6 protein-coding genes are annotated in these 15,073 nt (G+C 68.7%); 3 read left to right on the top strand and 3 right to left on the bottom strand.

The window, feature by feature from the left end:
• Positions 1–69 precede the first annotated feature (69 nt).
• Positions 70–1,386 (bottom strand): lysine N(6)-hydroxylase/L-ornithine N(5)-oxygenase family protein, encoded by a 1,317-nt coding sequence (locus AC07RM_RS37210; protein WP_495337673.1) that lies wholly within the window; start codon positions 1,384–1,386, stop codon positions 70–72.
• Between the two features lie 66 nt (positions 1,387–1,452).
• A complete protein-coding gene (locus tag AC07RM_RS37205) occupies positions 1,453–3,144 on the bottom strand; it encodes a cyclic peptide export ABC transporter (protein ID WP_495337672.1) in 1,692 nt (563 codons plus the stop codon).
• 200 nt (positions 3,145–3,344) lie between these two features.
• Between AC07RM_RS37205 and fhuF the strand changes: the two genes are divergently transcribed.
• The 3 genes from fhuF (at position 3,345) to AC07RM_RS37190 (ending at position 7,274) form a co-directional block, all read left to right on the top strand.
• Entirely contained in the window at positions 3,345–4,091 is a 747-nt protein-coding gene (gene fhuF, locus AC07RM_RS37200; RefSeq protein ID WP_495337671.1) for a siderophore-iron reductase FhuF, read from the top strand.
• A 109-nt stretch (positions 4,092–4,200) separates the two neighbouring features.
• Entirely contained in the window at positions 4,201–5,028 is an 828-nt protein-coding gene (locus AC07RM_RS37195; protein ID WP_495337740.1) for a formyltransferase family protein, read from the top strand.
• 191 nt (positions 5,029–5,219) lie between these two features.
• A complete protein-coding gene (locus tag AC07RM_RS37190) occupies positions 5,220–7,274 on the top strand; it encodes a TonB-dependent siderophore receptor (RefSeq protein WP_495337670.1) in 2,055 nt (684 codons plus the stop codon).
• 200 nt (positions 7,275–7,474) lie between these two features.
• On the opposite strand, the gene AC07RM_RS37185 is transcribed toward AC07RM_RS37190, so the two are convergent.
• Positions 7,475–15,073 (bottom strand): amino acid adenylation domain-containing protein (locus AC07RM_RS37185; protein WP_495337669.1); only part of this gene is annotated, 7,599 nt, incomplete at its 5' end.

Raw genomic sequence — 15,073 nt, 5'->3', positions numbered from 1 at the left:
GCCGCCGCGCATCGCCCACGCGCTGCAGGGCCGGCGACTCGCGCGGCCGCGGGTTCCGAACGGACGGCCCTAGATCTGCGCGACCTGCGATTCGCCGCGCACGGTGCTACTGCGCATGCGCGGCAGCGCGGCCAGCAGCGCATTGCCGATCTCGCCGGTGCGCACCGAGGTCACGGACAGCAGCGTGTCGCTGATGCCATGGCTGTCCTCGCAGGCGCCCTGCAGGAAGACGCCGGGATGGAAGTCGGGCGTGGCCTGCAGCCGGTAGTAGCGGTCGACCGAGAAGTCGCCGAGGTAGGGCGCGATCGGCTGCAGCAGGTCGCGGTGCTGGTCGCGCGCGTAGCCGGTGGCGAGCACCACGGCATCGTAGGACTGCGCGATCTCGCGGCCCGCGTCCTGGTCGAGCAGCTGCAGGTGGATGCCGTCGGACGCCGCGCGCACCGAGCGCACCTCGTGCTGGCGCAGCATGCGCAGGCGATTGCCGCGCATCACCTTCTGGTCGTAGAACACCTTGTAGATCTGCTGGATCAGGTCGAGGTCGGCCACCGCGTAGTTGGTCTGCGCCACCTCCTCGAGCAGCGCCGCGCGCTCGTGGCTCGGCCGGCTGTAGACGTAGTCCGTGAAGTCGACGTTGAAGACCTCGTTGACGAACGGGCTGTCGTCGGACGGGCGGATCGACCGCGCCCGCATGATGAAGTCGACCTGCGGCGCGTTCGGCCGCCCCTGCAGGTCCATGAAGATCTCGGCCGCGCTCTGCCCCGCCCCGATGACGGCCACGCGCTGCGGCTGGCCGTCGCGCAATATGCGCGCGATGTCGCGCAGGTAGCTGCTCGAATGCAGCACCCGGCCGTCGCCGCGCAGCGCGCGGAAGCTCTCGGGAATGTTGGGCACGCCGCCGATGCCGACCACGAGGTTGCGCGCCAGCCGTTCCTGCACGCGGCCGCCCTCGCTGCTGCGCGAACGCACGCGCAGCAGCGAGACCTCGCCGTCCTGCGTCTCCGGCAGCACCTCGAACACCTCCTCGCCATAGGCACAGGCGTCGTCGAACTGCTGCGCGGCCCAGCCGAGGTAGTCGTTGAACTCGTGCCGGCTCGGGAAGAAGCTCTTGAGGTTGATGAACTCCGGCAGGCGTCCGTTCTCGTGCAGGTAGTTGATGAAGGTGAAGCGGCTGGTCGGGTTGCGCAAGGTCGCCAGGTCCTTGAGGAACGAGATCTGCATGTTGGCCTGATCCAGCAGCATGTGCGGATGCCAGGCGAAGCTGGGCTGGCGCTCGATGAACAGGGCGTCCAGCGGCTTCGTCCCATGACGCTTCTCTTCGAGCGCGATGGCCAGCGCGATGTTCGACGGTCCGAATCCGACGCCGATCAGGTCATGGATGTGCTGCATGGAATTCAACTCCTATGGAAAATCTGCGCGCGACCGGAAGTCCCGCGTCGAAGGCCGGGTACGACTTCATGCCGCCAGGCCTTCCGGCGCGCGCGCCCGGTCTTCCGCGATGCGCCCCGCCTTCAGGGTGATCACGCGGTCGGCCAGATGGAAATAGCGGTCGTCGTGCGAGATGACCACCAGCAGATGGCCCTTGGCACGCAACTCGGGCAACAGTTCGGTGTAGAACAGGTGGCGGAAGGTCGGGTCCTGGTCCGCGGCCCATTCGTCGAACACCAGCACCGGCCGGCCCTCGAGGTAGGCATGCACCAGCGCGAGCCGCTTGCGCTGCCCGGTCGACAGGTCGATGGTGTTGAAGGAACCGTCCTTCACGCTGACCTTGTGAGCGATCTCCAGGCGTTGCAGATAGGGCAGCGCCGCCTGCGGAAGCGACGCGCCCCCCGCCTCGCCGCGCTCGTTCGCGACCAGGTCCTCGAACAGGTAGAAATCCGAGAACACCGTGGTGAACAGCTGGCGGTAGTCGTCGCGCGCCTCGGGCGTCACGGCCACGCCGTCGCGCAACACCTCGCCTTCCTGCGGTGCGTAGAGTCCCAGCAGCAGCTTGATGAGCGTGGTCTTGCCGGAGCCGTTGTCGCCCACGACGAACACCATCTCGCCGCGGCGCAGCTGCAGATCGATCGGACCGAGCACGAACGGGGTTCCGCCCTCCGGCGCGTCGAAGGCGTAACGCACGCCGCGCATGCCGATGCCCTGCGACAGCGCGGCAATGCTGACCGGGCGCTCCAGGTGCAGATGCGGCTCCGGCGTGGCGAAGCGCGCGGAGAGATCGGCGATGCACTCGAACGCGACCTTGGCGCGGCCCACGCTGGGCAGGGCACCGGCGATCTGGTCGATCGGCCCCTTCAGGAACAGCAGCACCAGCACGAAGCCGCTGAGCACCACCGGCTCGGTGGTGCGAAGCGCGGCCCAGCCCAGGATCATCGCGATCAGCAGGAAGAAGAGTGCAGAGCCGAAGGCTGTGGCGACGACGTAGGTGTTGATCGCGCGGCTGTTGACGCTGCGGATGGTGTCGACGATGTGCTCGATCTGCCCGCCGAACATGCGCGTGCGGCGCTCGCGGTGCATGCGCAGTTCCTTGGCGCCCTCGCTGATCGCGCGGTAGGACTTGTGCAACCGGTCCTCATGCTCGCGCGCCTTCCAGAAGCCGGCCTCGGCGCGGGTCTGCGCGACGATCTGGATCGTGGCGCCGATCACGAGCGCCACCATCAGCAGCAGGAACAGCGGCAGCGAAAGCCACGCCAGGTACACGAGACAGCCCAGCCCCACCGACACGGAGATCAGCGTGGACGAGAGCACGAAGGCGGCGTCGCTGATCATGTCCACGTCCTGTGACAGCACCGGCATGAGGCGGTGCGTGCGGTAGCGCTCCAACGCATCGATGGGGGCCGACAGGATCTTCTGCGCCAGGCTCTGCCGCACCTGGGCCACCAGCTTCTGTCCGACGAAGTTGGTCGACATGTCGGAAGCCATGCGGCCGAACAATGCGACCAGGCACAGGCCGATGAAGGTCAGCAGCAACCCGCCGGCCATTCCGCCCTCCTGGTTCAGGACCTGGTTGATGGTGCGCAGCAGCGCGACGGTGGCGATGCCCGCGCAGACGCCCGTGACCATGGACAGCAGGATCCACGGAGAGAAGGGTTTCAGCAGACGGACGACTTCGGCGCCGTTGCTGCTGTCGCTGCCGCTTGGAGATGTCATGCAGGGGTCTTTCCGCCACCGGGGCGATCGCATTCATGCGGCGCGATGCCGCTCCCTGCATAGACGACCGGGCTTCGCCGATGTTCATGCGGCGCCGCTTCGGACGGCTCACTTCGCGCCCGATGAACATGCGGGCCGCCCGTGCGTCTCGGAGGGATGCACCCTGCGCGATGCCTCGCCCCACGCCTTCGAACCGGCCCATGATCCCCCTGCTGGCTCCCATCTTCCGGGGTGAACTGGCGCCGCTCGGCGACGCACTCCAGTGCGCGCCCACCGCGCCTTCCGACGCCGTGCGCGTGGCCGATCTGCTGCAACCCGGGCGCCGCCTGGCCGACCTCCTCGGGCAGCATGCCCGCTTCAAGCGCGACGCCGGCAGCGACCTGCGGGCCGTCGCCTCGATCTGGAGCCTTCGCTACCTCGACGTCCTGCTGCCGCCCGTCGTGGCGGGGGCCAGCCTGCTGGAGCACGTGTTCCCGATCGCCGCATCGCAGGTCTGGGTACGGTTCGACGACAACGGCGCGGCGTCGAGCTTTCACGTGCTCGCGCTCGGCGAATCGCGGCGCGGCAGCCCGACGCCCGAGCGCTACGGACCGCTGCTGTGGCAGCACCTCGACCCGCTGTTTGCTGAAGTCAGCCGGCTGACGCGGCTCGCGCCCAAGATCCTCTGGGGCAACGTGGCGCGCCGGCTGGAGTCCCTGCTCGAGCAGGGACTGCTGCTGACCGGCGGATCCGCGACCCTCGCGCAGGACCGGGCCCATCTTCTGCAGACGGCCGCCTGGCCGGACACCGCCGACGGCCTCAATCCCTTGCACGGGCGCCAGCGCGAAGTGCTGCGTCACCACGACGGCCGCAGCGTTGCGACGCTGCTGCATCGGCAGTGCTGCCTTTGCCATCTGCTGCCGGACGAGGACTATTGCGTGGCCTGCCCGCTGGCATCGCCGCATTGAAAGCGGGTAGGCGAGGAAGAGGCCAGCGTGAATGGACCTGGCGGCGGATGAACAGATTGCCGGGCACTTCGTCTTTCACGAAGACCCGAATCCTTCATCACCCACAGCCATGTCCAAAGCCAAGCTCGTCTATGTCCTCTCGCTGAGAAATGCCGCCGCCGACAAGGCCGGCCAGTTCATCGACTACAAGGGCACGCCCCGCTACATGAAGTCGCCGCTCGAGTACCTGGCCGAGGCGCTCGACACCACGCCGCTCGGCGATGCCTATTCGCTCGAAGGCATCGTCTTCGACGACGACCCGCAATCGCCGCGGGACCAGGCGGTGCTCGTGGACTACGGCTTTTCCTGGCATCCCGAGCGCAAGTGGATCTTCCCGGGCGAGTTGCGTGCGCAAGGCCGCCTGCTCCGGGAGATGATGCATTCGGTGCCCTCCTCCTACCGGCGTCAGCCGATGAATTCGGCCGAACGCATTGCGGGCAAGAGCGCCTTCGAAAGCGCGCTGCTCGACAAGCTCCTGACGCTGCGCGCCGACGCGGTCCTGCTCGACGGACTGCTGGTCATCCTCGACGAACTGGTGCGACCCGGCAGCCGCTTCCATCGGAAGATCGTCAATATCCATCCGGGCATCACGCGTCTCGAATCGCCTTTTCAACGGCGCGGCGCCTATGCCACGCTCGATGCATTGCACGGCGCGCGCGGCGAGAAGGTGGTCGATTGGCAGGCCATGGCCAAGGTCGCCACGAAGCCGGTCTCCAAGACCGGCGCATCGCTGCATTACGTGGACAACGGCATCGATTCGGGGGAAGTCATCTTCGACGTGCTCGGCACCGACATCGCACCCGAGGATTCGATCCTCGAATTGCGCTGGAACAATTTCAATCGCAGTCTCTTCCCCGCAATGCATCAGGGCATGGCCCTGTTGGCACCGCATCTTTGATGAGTGCTATTTCATTGCAACTTCGCAACAAGTGCTACATTTTTTATTCGTTAAGAATGATTCTCATTAAAATGGAAGCGCGCCAATCAACACTTCCAGGGAGTCATTCCGTCATGCGTCCTCTTCCCTTGCCGCGGCAACGCCAGCTCCACGCGTCGCTCGCGACAGCCTTTGGCACTGCCGCCGCATTCTTGAGCTTCGCTGCGCAGGCACAGACCACGCGGGCGCCCGAGGCGGCCACGCCCACCACCGGCCTGCCGCCGATCATGGTGAGCGACGAGCGGCCGGAAACCGCCAACGGCCCGGTGCAAGGCTATGTGGCTCGCCGCAGCTCGACCGCGATGAAGACCGATACGCCGCTGATCGAGACGCCCCAGTCCATCTCCGTGATCGGCCGCGACGAACTCGACGCACGCGGCGTCCAGAGCATCACGGAAGCCGTGCGCTACACGCCGGGCGTGGCGGCCGGCAATTGGGGCTTCGACGGCCGCGGCTACGACTGGCTGCTGATCCGCGGCTTCAACGCGACCACCGCGATGTACCGCGACGGCCTGCTGCTTCCGCCCTGGTCGATGACCGAGTCCTATGGCCTGGAGCGTGTCGAAGTGCTGCGCGGCCCCGCGTCCACGAGCTTCGGCCAGACCGATGCGGGCGGCATCGTCAACCGCGTGAGCAAGCTGCCCAGCGCCACGTCCGTGCGCGAAGTCGAGGTGCAGCTCGGCAGCTTCAACCGGAAGCAGGCAGCCGTCGACCTGGGCGGTGCCATCAGCGACACCCTGAGCTATCGCCTCATCGCCGTGGGGCTGGACAGCGATGTGCAGGAGCGCTACCCGACGGGCGAGGCCCTTCCGCTCAAGCGCAGCTACCTCGCGCCCTCGCTGCGCTGGCAACCCTCGGGATCGACCTCGTTCACGGTGCTCGGCGAATTTCTCAAGAACAAGGCGGGCGACGACATCGGCTACGTGGTCAACCCCAAGGGCGGAACCCCGATGGTGAAGGAAGGCGATCCGCGCTACAGCCTGCTCGAAACGCAGCAGAGCTCGCTGGGCTACATCTTGGAGCACGACTTCAACGACAGCTGGGCCGTGCGCCAGAACCTGCGCTACACCCGGTTCGACACCGACAAGCACCACATCTTCTCGAACTTTCTCGACGACGACCGGACGCTCGCGCGCACCGCGAAGTTCACGACCGAACGCTTCAACCAGCTCACCGCCGACACCCACCTGCGCGGGCGCGTGCGCACCGGCGCGGCCGAGCACACGCTGCTGTTCGGCGTCGACTGGACCCGCTTCAGGAACTCGGGGAAGACCTTCGACGGCCCGGCACCGGACCTCAACCTGCTGGCGCCGCTCTACGGCGTGCCCATTGCCGAGCCGACCGAACTCACGGACAACTCCTCGCAAAAGACCGAGCAGCTCGGCGTCTACCTGCAGGACCAGATCAAGATCGCCGACCGCTGGGTCGTCACGCTCAGCGGTCGGCAGGATCACGTCAAGACCGTCAGCACCGACCGCCTGGCCGACACCGTCACCCGCCAGAGCGACAGCAAGTTCAGCGGCCGCGCGGGCCTGACCTACCTGGTCGGCAATGGCTGGGCACCGTACGTCAGCTACGGCGAGTCCTTCCTGCCGACCGCCGGCGTCGATGCCGACAACCAGCCCTTCCGCCCGAGCCGCGGCAAGCAGTGGGAAGCGGGCGTCAAGTTCCAGCCCGAAGGTTCGCGCTCGCTGTTCACGGCCGCCGTGTTCGATCTGCGCAAGACGAACGTGGTGACCTACGACCAGCAGACCTACGAAGGCCGCCAGATCGGCAACATCCGCTCGCGCGGCCTCGAACTCGAAGCTAAGACCGAGCTCGCGCCCAACCTCAACCTCACGGCCTCCTACACCTTCATCAACATGAAGGTCCTCGACAGCAACAACACGGCCGAACTCGGCCACACCCCGATCCAGGTGCCCAAGCAGACGGCCAGCCTGTGGGTGGACTACGCGATGCCCAACGGCTTCGGCCTCGGCGGCGGCCTGCGCTACATCGGCAAGCGCTGGAACGACGTGGCCAACACCTCGGCGGAAGGCGGCGTCGCCCTGCTCGACGCCACCGTGCACTATCGCCGCGGCCCGTGGCGCTTCGCGCTCAGCGTCACCAACCTGGCCAATCGCAAGTACGCGCCGTCGCGCACCATCGACTACTACTCGCCGGGCGACGAGCGCACGGTGCTGCTGACCACCAAGTACCAGTTCTGATCGAGCGAGAGCGGCGGTATTCCGCCGCTCGCCGTTCCCCGTTCATCGGCGCCGGCATGGCGCCATGGCCCTGGATCCGCAAGCGCGCGGCGGATTCCTCCGGATGACCTTGACCTGATCATCCGCAAGCGGCGTGGCGCCGGCCCCGCGTGCATGCGGGAGCGGCGACCTCCTCTGCCGTTCGCGCTCCCGCATCGCCATCAACGCATGTCCGCCATGGCCTGGCGTTCCGCCTCCTGCATGGCGGCCGACAGATGGCGCAACAGCGCGGCATCCCTGACGATGCTCATGTGGTCGGCATCCAGCTCCACCGAAGCGCTCGCCTCGCCATCGAAGCGCGACAGGAGCGCGGCCTTGTCCGCGGCCGCCCGACCCTTCTCCCACCAGAAATGCGGCGCCACGTTCAGGCGCGGCAGCGGGCCCATCCTTTGCGTGATCGCCTTCATGCGACGGGACGCCTCGATTCCCTGGACGATGTCGGCCGCCTTCATGTCGATGCCGGCCGCGGCCACGATGTGCTCGACGGCATCGCGCACGGTCTCGTTCGGGCCCGAGCGGATGGACTCGAGCCCGTCGAGCATCGCGTCGAGGGTCTCGCGCGCCATGTCCGCGCGCGCGGTGTCCAGCACGAACTCCCGGAAGTCCAGGTGCCAGTCGTCGGGATCGAAGCGCTCGCCGAGCAGGAAGCTATCGACCATGCCGAGGAAGGCGACGTTCACGCCTTCCTGCTCCAGCAGGTTGGCCACATGCGCCGCCACCACCGCACCCAGCGACCAGCCGAGAATGCCGACGGGACCGTCGGGCCGCGTCTGGCGGATGAGATCGGCGTAGTACCGCGCCATCTGCCCGATCGAATCCAGCCCGGCGATGTCCTCCATGTAGCTCAGGCCATACACGGCCCGCGAGCCCTCCAGATGGCGCGCCATCGGCCGATAGTCGATCGGATGGCGAAGCCCCGGTGGCACGCAGAACAGCGGCATCGCTTCCGCGGGCCCGGCCTGCGCGCTCAGCAACTGGACCGGATCCGATGGCGTGGCGATGTCCATCTGCACGACCAGCCTGGCGATCGTCTGTTTCTGCAGCAGGTCCTGCAGGGAGATCTGCACCCCCACTGCATGGGACTTGTTGATCCTGGCCAGCAGGCTCAGCGCGACCAGGGAATCGCCGCCGAGTTCGAAGAAGTTGTCGTGGCGGCCCACGCGGGGCACGCGCAGCACCTGCGCCCAGAGGGCCGCCAGCGCGCCCTCCAGCGCGCCTTGCGGCGCCTCGTAGGCGCGCTCGCTCGCGAACTCCGCGCGCGGCAGCAGCTTGCGGTCCACCTTGCCGTTCGCGTTCAGCGGCAGGCTCTCCAGCACCATCACCACGCCCGGCACCATGTAGTCCGGCAGCGCCCGGCCCAGCCGCGCCCGCAGCTCGCCCACATCGATGGCCCGGCCCGCATGCGCCGACACATAGCCCACCAGCCGCGCCCCCGAAGGCCCCTCGTCCGCCACCACCACCGCCTCGCGCACCTCCTCCTGCTGCAGCAGCTGCGCCTCGACCTCGCCCAGCTCGATGCGCAAGCCACGCACCTTCACCTGGTGGTCGATGCGCCCCAGGTACTCCAGCTGCCCTTCCCCATTCCAGCGCACCAGGTCGCCCGTGCGGTACAGCCGCTGCCCGTCGTCCGTCGCCACGAAGCGCTCGGCCGTCAGCCCCGCCCGATGGAGATAGCCCCGGGCGAGGTTGATGCCCCCCAGGTACAACTCCCCCGCCACCCCCGCGGGCACCCGGTTGAGCCGCGCATCCAGCACGTGCGCCTGCGTCTCGCTGATCGGGCGACCGATCGGCACCTGGCTGCGCCCGTCGTCCCGGCAGGTCCACTGCGTGACGTGAATGGTGGTCTCGGTCGGGCCGTACAGGTTCTGCAGCGAGGCCCCCTTCAGGCGTTGCAGCGCCTCGCGCTGCGTGGCCGCGGGCATGGCCTCGCCACCGCAGATGATGTAGCGCAGCCGCGTGGTCGCCTCGATCCCCTCGTGCGCGAGGAAGGCCTGCAGCATCGAGGGCACGAAGTTCAGCGTCGTGACCTGGTGCCTCTGGATCAGTTGCACCAGCCGCTCGGGGTCGCGGTGGTCGCCCGGGTTGGCGATCACCAGCCGCACGCCCGTGGTCAGCGGCCAGAACATCTCCCACACCGACACGTCGAAGCCGAAGGGCGCCTTGTGCAGCACCGTGTCGCCATCGCCCAGGCGGTAGGTCTCCTGCATCCAGGCCATGCAGCTGTACAGGGCGTCGTGGCGCACGGCCGCGCCCTTGGGCTTGCCGGTCGAGCCGGAGGTGTAGATGACGTAGGCCAGGCTCTCGCCGTGCAGCGCGATCCGCGGATCGGCGTCCGGCTCGCCGAGCGTGTCCAGGGCATCGAGTTCGAGCACCCGCAGAGCGTCGTGCGCGGGCAGCAGGGCGCGCAGGCGGCGTTGCGTGAGCACCATCGACAGGCCGCTGTCGGCCACCATGTAGGCCAGCCGGTCCGCCGGGTACTCGGGGTCCAGCGGCACGTAGGCGCCGCCGGCCTTCAGGATCGCCAGGATGGCCACCATCATCTCGACGGAGCGCTCCATCGCGATGCCCACGCAGTGCTCGGGCTTCACCCCGAGCGCGATCAGGCGATGCGCCAGGCGGTTGGCCCGCGCGTTGAGCTCGCCGTAGCTCAGCACCTCGTCGCCGAACAGCAGCGCCGTCGCATCGGGCCGTTGCCGCACGTGCTGCTCGATCTGCTCGTGCACCGGCCGCGCCCCCGCATGCCGCCGATCGTTTTCGCTCCAGGCCTTCAGCTGCGTGCGCTCCTGTCCGGACACCACGTCGATCTCGCTGGGCAACTTCCACGGTTCCTGCGCCAAGGCCTCGGCCACGCCGCGGATCGCGGCATGCATGTAGCCGCCCACGCGCGCCGCGTCGATGGATTCATGCACCTGCACCACCAGCTCGAAGCCTTCGCCCAGGTCGTCGACCGACACGCCGAGCGGATAGTTGGTCCTCTCCTGGCCGCCCAGCACTTCCATGCCGTCCCAGGCAAAGGCGCCTTCCGCCGGCACGGCCTGCAGGTTGTAGCGGTAGTTGAGCAGCGTCGAGAACAGCGGCGTGCCGCCCGGCAGGCCACTGCAGCGCTGCGCCAGCGACAGGCTCGCATGCTCGTGGTGCAGCAGCCCCGTGAGCGCCGCATGCGTCTGCCGCAGGCACTGCACCATGTCCTGCGCGCCCAGCCGGATCCGCACCGGCAGCGTGTTGATGAACAACCCCAGTGCCCGCCCGCCGCCCTCGCCGCCTTCCATGCGGCCGAACAGCACCGTGCCGAACACCACGTCGTCCTTGCCCGTGGTCTTGGCCAGCACCAGCGCCCACGCCAGGTGGAACAAGGTCGCCGCGCTCACTCCGTGGCGCTGCGCCTGGCCGCGGATCTGTGCCGCCAGCGCAGCCTCCAGCGGCACGCGCGCCTCCACCACCCGCGTGCCGTCACCCTGCACGTCCAGCAGCTCGAAGGGCGCCGTCGGCTCGTCCACGTCGCCCAGCATCTCGCCGAAGAAGGCCTCGTGCTCGGCCTGGCTCACGCCCAGGCGTGCCTGCGCCACGTAGCGCCGGAACGGCACCGGCTCGGGCAACTCCTGCTGGCGGCCCTGCTGGATCAGCGCGATCTCCTCGACCAGCAGCTCCAGCGTCGTGTGGTCCAGCGCCATGTGGTGGCTCGGCAGCTGCAGCAGCCAGCGCCCGTGCGCGGGATCGTGCGCCGCCACGGCACGGATCATCGGCGCGCTGCGCACGTCGATGCGGTAGCGGGACGGGTCCACATGCGCATTCAGGCGCTCGGCCACGGCCCGCGGGTCTTCGCCCATCTCCAGCCATTGCAGCGCGATGCACGCTTGCCGGAGCACCACCTGCACCGGCTCCTTCAGCCCTTCCCACAGCACGGCCGTGCGCAGGATGTCGTGCCGTGCGACGGCCCGGTCGAGGCTGTCCATGAAACGCTCCAGCCGCTCCTTCGTGTCGAAGCTCAGCGCGAGCGGTGTCACGTAGGCATCGCCTTGCGTCTGCAGCAGGTGATGGAACAGCATGCCTTCCTGCAGGGGCGCGAGCGGATAGATGTCCTGGATGTTGGCGGCTCCGCCCGGCACGGCCGCCTCGATGCGCGCGATCTGCGCGGCATCGAGCGCGATCAGCGTGAGCATCCGCGGCTCGATCGCGCCACAGCCATCGGGGATCAGATTGGGGGGCACGACAACCTCGCGCCGCCCCTGTTCCTGCGCCAGCACCTGCGCGAAAGCAGCCAGCTGCGGTTGCTGGAACAGCGTCCGCACCTGCGCCTTCCAGCCTCGGGAACGCACCTGCTCGAGCACGCGCAACGCGAGCAGCGAGTGGCCGCCGAGCTCGAAGAAGTTGTCGTTGCGGCCCACGCGCGGCACGCCGAGCACCTCGCGCCAGATGGCCGCCAGCATCTCTTCCGCCTCGCCCTCGGGGGCCTCGTAGGTCCGCTCGCTCGTGAACTCCGCCGCGGGCAGCGCCTTGCGGTCGACCTTGCCGTTCGCGTTCAACGGCAGGTCCTGCAGCACCATCACCACGCCGGGCACCATGTAGTCGGGCAGCGTCCGGCCCAGCCGGCTGCGCAACTCGCCCCCCTCGATCGACTGCCCCGCATGCGCGGAGACATAGCCCACGAGCGTCGCGCCCGAAGGGCCGTCCCTGGCCACGACCACCGCTTCGCGCACTTCGGGTTGGGCGAGCAGTTGCGCCTCGATCTCGCCGAGCTCGATGCGCAGGCCGCGCACCTTCACCTGGTGGTCGATGCGGCCCAGGTAGTCGAGCTGGCCTTCCGCATTCCAGCGCACCAGGTCGCCGGTGCGGTACAGCCGGCCGCCGTCTTGCGCGGCGATGAAGCGCTCGGCCGTCAGGCCCGGGCGATTCAGGTAGCCGCGCGCGAGGTTCACGCCGCCCAGGTACAACTCTCCCGCCACGCCCACGGGGACTTCGTTGAGCTGCGTATCCAGCACGTGCGTGCGCGTGCTGCTGATGGGCCGGCCGATCGGCACGTGGTGGCGCCCGTCGTCGCGGCAGGTCCAGTGCGTCACGTCGATCGCCGCTTCGGTCGGTCCGTAGAGGTTGTACAGGGCCGCCTGCGGCAGGCGCTCGAACACCGCGTTCTGCGCTTCGGCCGGCAAGGCCTCGCCGCTGCACACGATGCGCCGCAGGCTGGTGCAGTCCTCGATGCCCTCGTGGGCCAGGAACGCCTGCAGCATCGACGGCACGAAATGCAGGGTGCTGACCTGGTGCAGGACGATCAATGCCCGCAGTCGCTCCGGGTCGCGATGATCGCCCGGCGCGGCGACCACCAGGCGCGCACCGGTCATCAAGGGCCAGAGGAACTCCCACACCGACACGTCGAAGCCGAAGGGGGTTTTCTGCAGAACGGTGTCGCCGGCACCGAGCGCATAGGCCTGCTGCATCCAGGCCAGGCGGTTGTGCAGCGCGCGGTGCCGGTTGGCCGCGCCCTTGGGCTTGCCGGTGGAGCCCGAGGTGTAGATGACGTAGGCGAGGTTCTCGCCGTCGATGGCGATCTGGGGGTCGGCGGCGGAGCGGTCCACCGGGTCCAGGCCGTCCAGCACCAGCACCGGCAAGGCCGGATCGACGGGAATCCGCGCGCCGATGCCGCTTTGCGTGAGCAGCATCTCGATGCCGCTGTCCTCGACCATGTAGGCCAGCCTGTCGCCCGGGTAGTGGGGGTCCAGCGGCACATAGGCACCGCCGGCCTTCAGGATCGCGAGGATCGCCACCACCATCTCGATCGAGCGTTCCGCCGCGATGCCCACGCGGCTTTCGGGTTTCACGCCGCGTGCGATCAGGTGGTGCGCCAGCCGATTCGCTCTCGCATTGAGCTCGCCGTAGTTCAGCGTCTCGTCGCTGAAGACCAGCGCGGCCGCCTCCGGCCTGCGCGCGGCGTGCCGTTCGAACAGGCGGTGCACGGGCTCGGCGTCCTCGTGCCTTTGCGTGTTCTCGCTCCACGCGGCCAGTTGCGCGCGTTCGGCGCCGTCGAGCAGCGCCACTTCGCCCACCGTCCGCTGCGGCTCGCAGGCCAGCGCGCGCAGCACCTCCAGGTAATGGCCGGCCATGCGCTTCATCGTCTGCGCGTCGAACAGTTCGGCCGCATAGCGCAAGCTCGCACGCACATGGCCATCCCCGTCCTCGCTGGTGTCCAGCGCCAGCTCGAACTGGGCCGCCTGCGCGTCCAGTTCATGGTCCATCAGCGTGAGGCCCGGCAGGTTTTCCAGGGCGCGGAAGTCGCCACGCTGGTGGTTGAACATCACCTGGAACAGCGGGCTGGTGCTGAGGCTGCGCTCGGGCTGCAGCGCCTCCACGAGCTGCTCGAAAGGCAGGTCCTGGTGCGCCTGCGCACCCACTGCCGTCTCGCGCGCCTGCGCCAGCACCTGCGACAGGGTCGAGCGGCTGTCCACCACGCCGCGCAGCACCTGCGTGTTGACGAACAGGCCGATGACGCCCGCGATCTCCGCTCGCTGGCGGTTGGCGATCGGCACGCCCAGCCGGATGTCCTGCTGGCCCGTGTAGCGGCTGAGCAGCACCTGGAAGCCCGCGAGCAACGCCATGAACAGCGTCGCGCCCTGCGCCTGCACGCGCCGGTTCAGGCCCTGCACCAGGCTGTCGGGCAATGCAAAGGCATGGCTCGCGGCACTGTAGCGGCCGTCGGCCCGCCGCGCGTGGTCGGCGGGCATCTGCAGCACGGGCTGCTCCGTGCCCAGGTGCGCCTTCCAGTACGCCAGCTGCCGGTCCCTCTCGCCTGCCTCGAGCCAGGCGCGGTGCCAGGCCGCGTAGTCCGCGTACTGCAGCGGCAGGGGTTGCAGATCGAGCGCGCGGCCCTCGATGCGCGCGCGGAAGCGGGCGACGAACTCGTCCACGATGATCTGCATCGACCAGCCGTCGGACACGATGTGGTGCATCACCACGACCAGCACATGCGCCTCGGCCGCCAGCCGGATCAGGCCCACCCGCAACAGCGGGGCCTGGCCCAGGTCGAAGGGCGTGTCGCTCAGGCGCCGGGCCTCCTGCCTGGCGCGGGCCTCGCGCTCTTCGCCTTCGGCCACCCCCGTGAGGTCGACGAGCGAGATATCGATGCGACCGGTCTCGTGGATCACCTGCTCGGCCATGCCGCGTGCATCGGCACGGAAAACCGTGCGCAGCGACTCGTGGCGCTGCACCATGTCGTTCAGGCTCGCGCGCATGGCCTCCACGTCCAGCGCGCCCACCAGCCGCAGGGCACCGCTGACGTGGTAGGCCGTGCTCTGCGGGTCGAGCTGCCACAGGAACCATTGGCGCAATTGCGCATGGGAGAGCGCGACGCCCGCCGCGCGCTGCGCTGCCGACAGCAACGGGATCGACGGGGGCTGCGCGGCATCGTCCCTGCCGATCGCGGCGGCGATCGGGGCCAGGCGCTGGTGCTCGAACACCTGGCGCGGATTCATCCGGATGCCGTCTCTGTGCGCGCGGGCCACGAGCTTCAGGCTGAGGATCGAGTCGCCGCCGAGTTCGAAGAAGTTGTCGTTGCGACCCACACGGGCAATGCCGAGCACCTCGGCCCAGATGAGCGCGAGTTTCTGTTCGATGTCGCCGGCGGGCCCCTCGTAGGCACGCTCGCTCGCGAACTCCGCACGCGGCAGCAGCTTGCGGTCCACCTTGCCGTTCGCATTCAGCGGCAGGCTCTCCAGCACCATCACCACGCCCGGCACCATGTAGTCCGGCAGCGCCCGGCCCAGCCGCGCCCG

It is taken from the genome of Variovorax sp. GW821-FHT09B05, assembly GCF_059418265.1.
This window is presented reverse-complemented; position numbering and strand designations above follow the sequence as displayed.

Excerpts from the sequence above, each read along its gene's own strand:
- fhuF (WP_495337671.1), top strand. The coding sequence starts at position 3,345 with ATGATCCCCCTGCTGGCTCCCATCTTCCGGGGTGAACTGGCGCCGCTC.
- AC07RM_RS37210 (WP_495337673.1), bottom strand. The coding sequence starts at position 1,386 with ATGCAGCACATCCATGACCTGATCGGCGTCGGATTCGGACCGTCGAAC.
- AC07RM_RS37195 (WP_495337740.1), top strand. The coding sequence starts at position 4,201 with ATGTCCAAAGCCAAGCTCGTCTATGTCCTCTCGCTGAGAAATGCCGCC.
- AC07RM_RS37205 (WP_495337672.1), bottom strand. The coding sequence starts at position 3,144 with ATGACATCTCCAAGCGGCAGCGACAGCAGCAACGGCGCCGAAGTCGTC.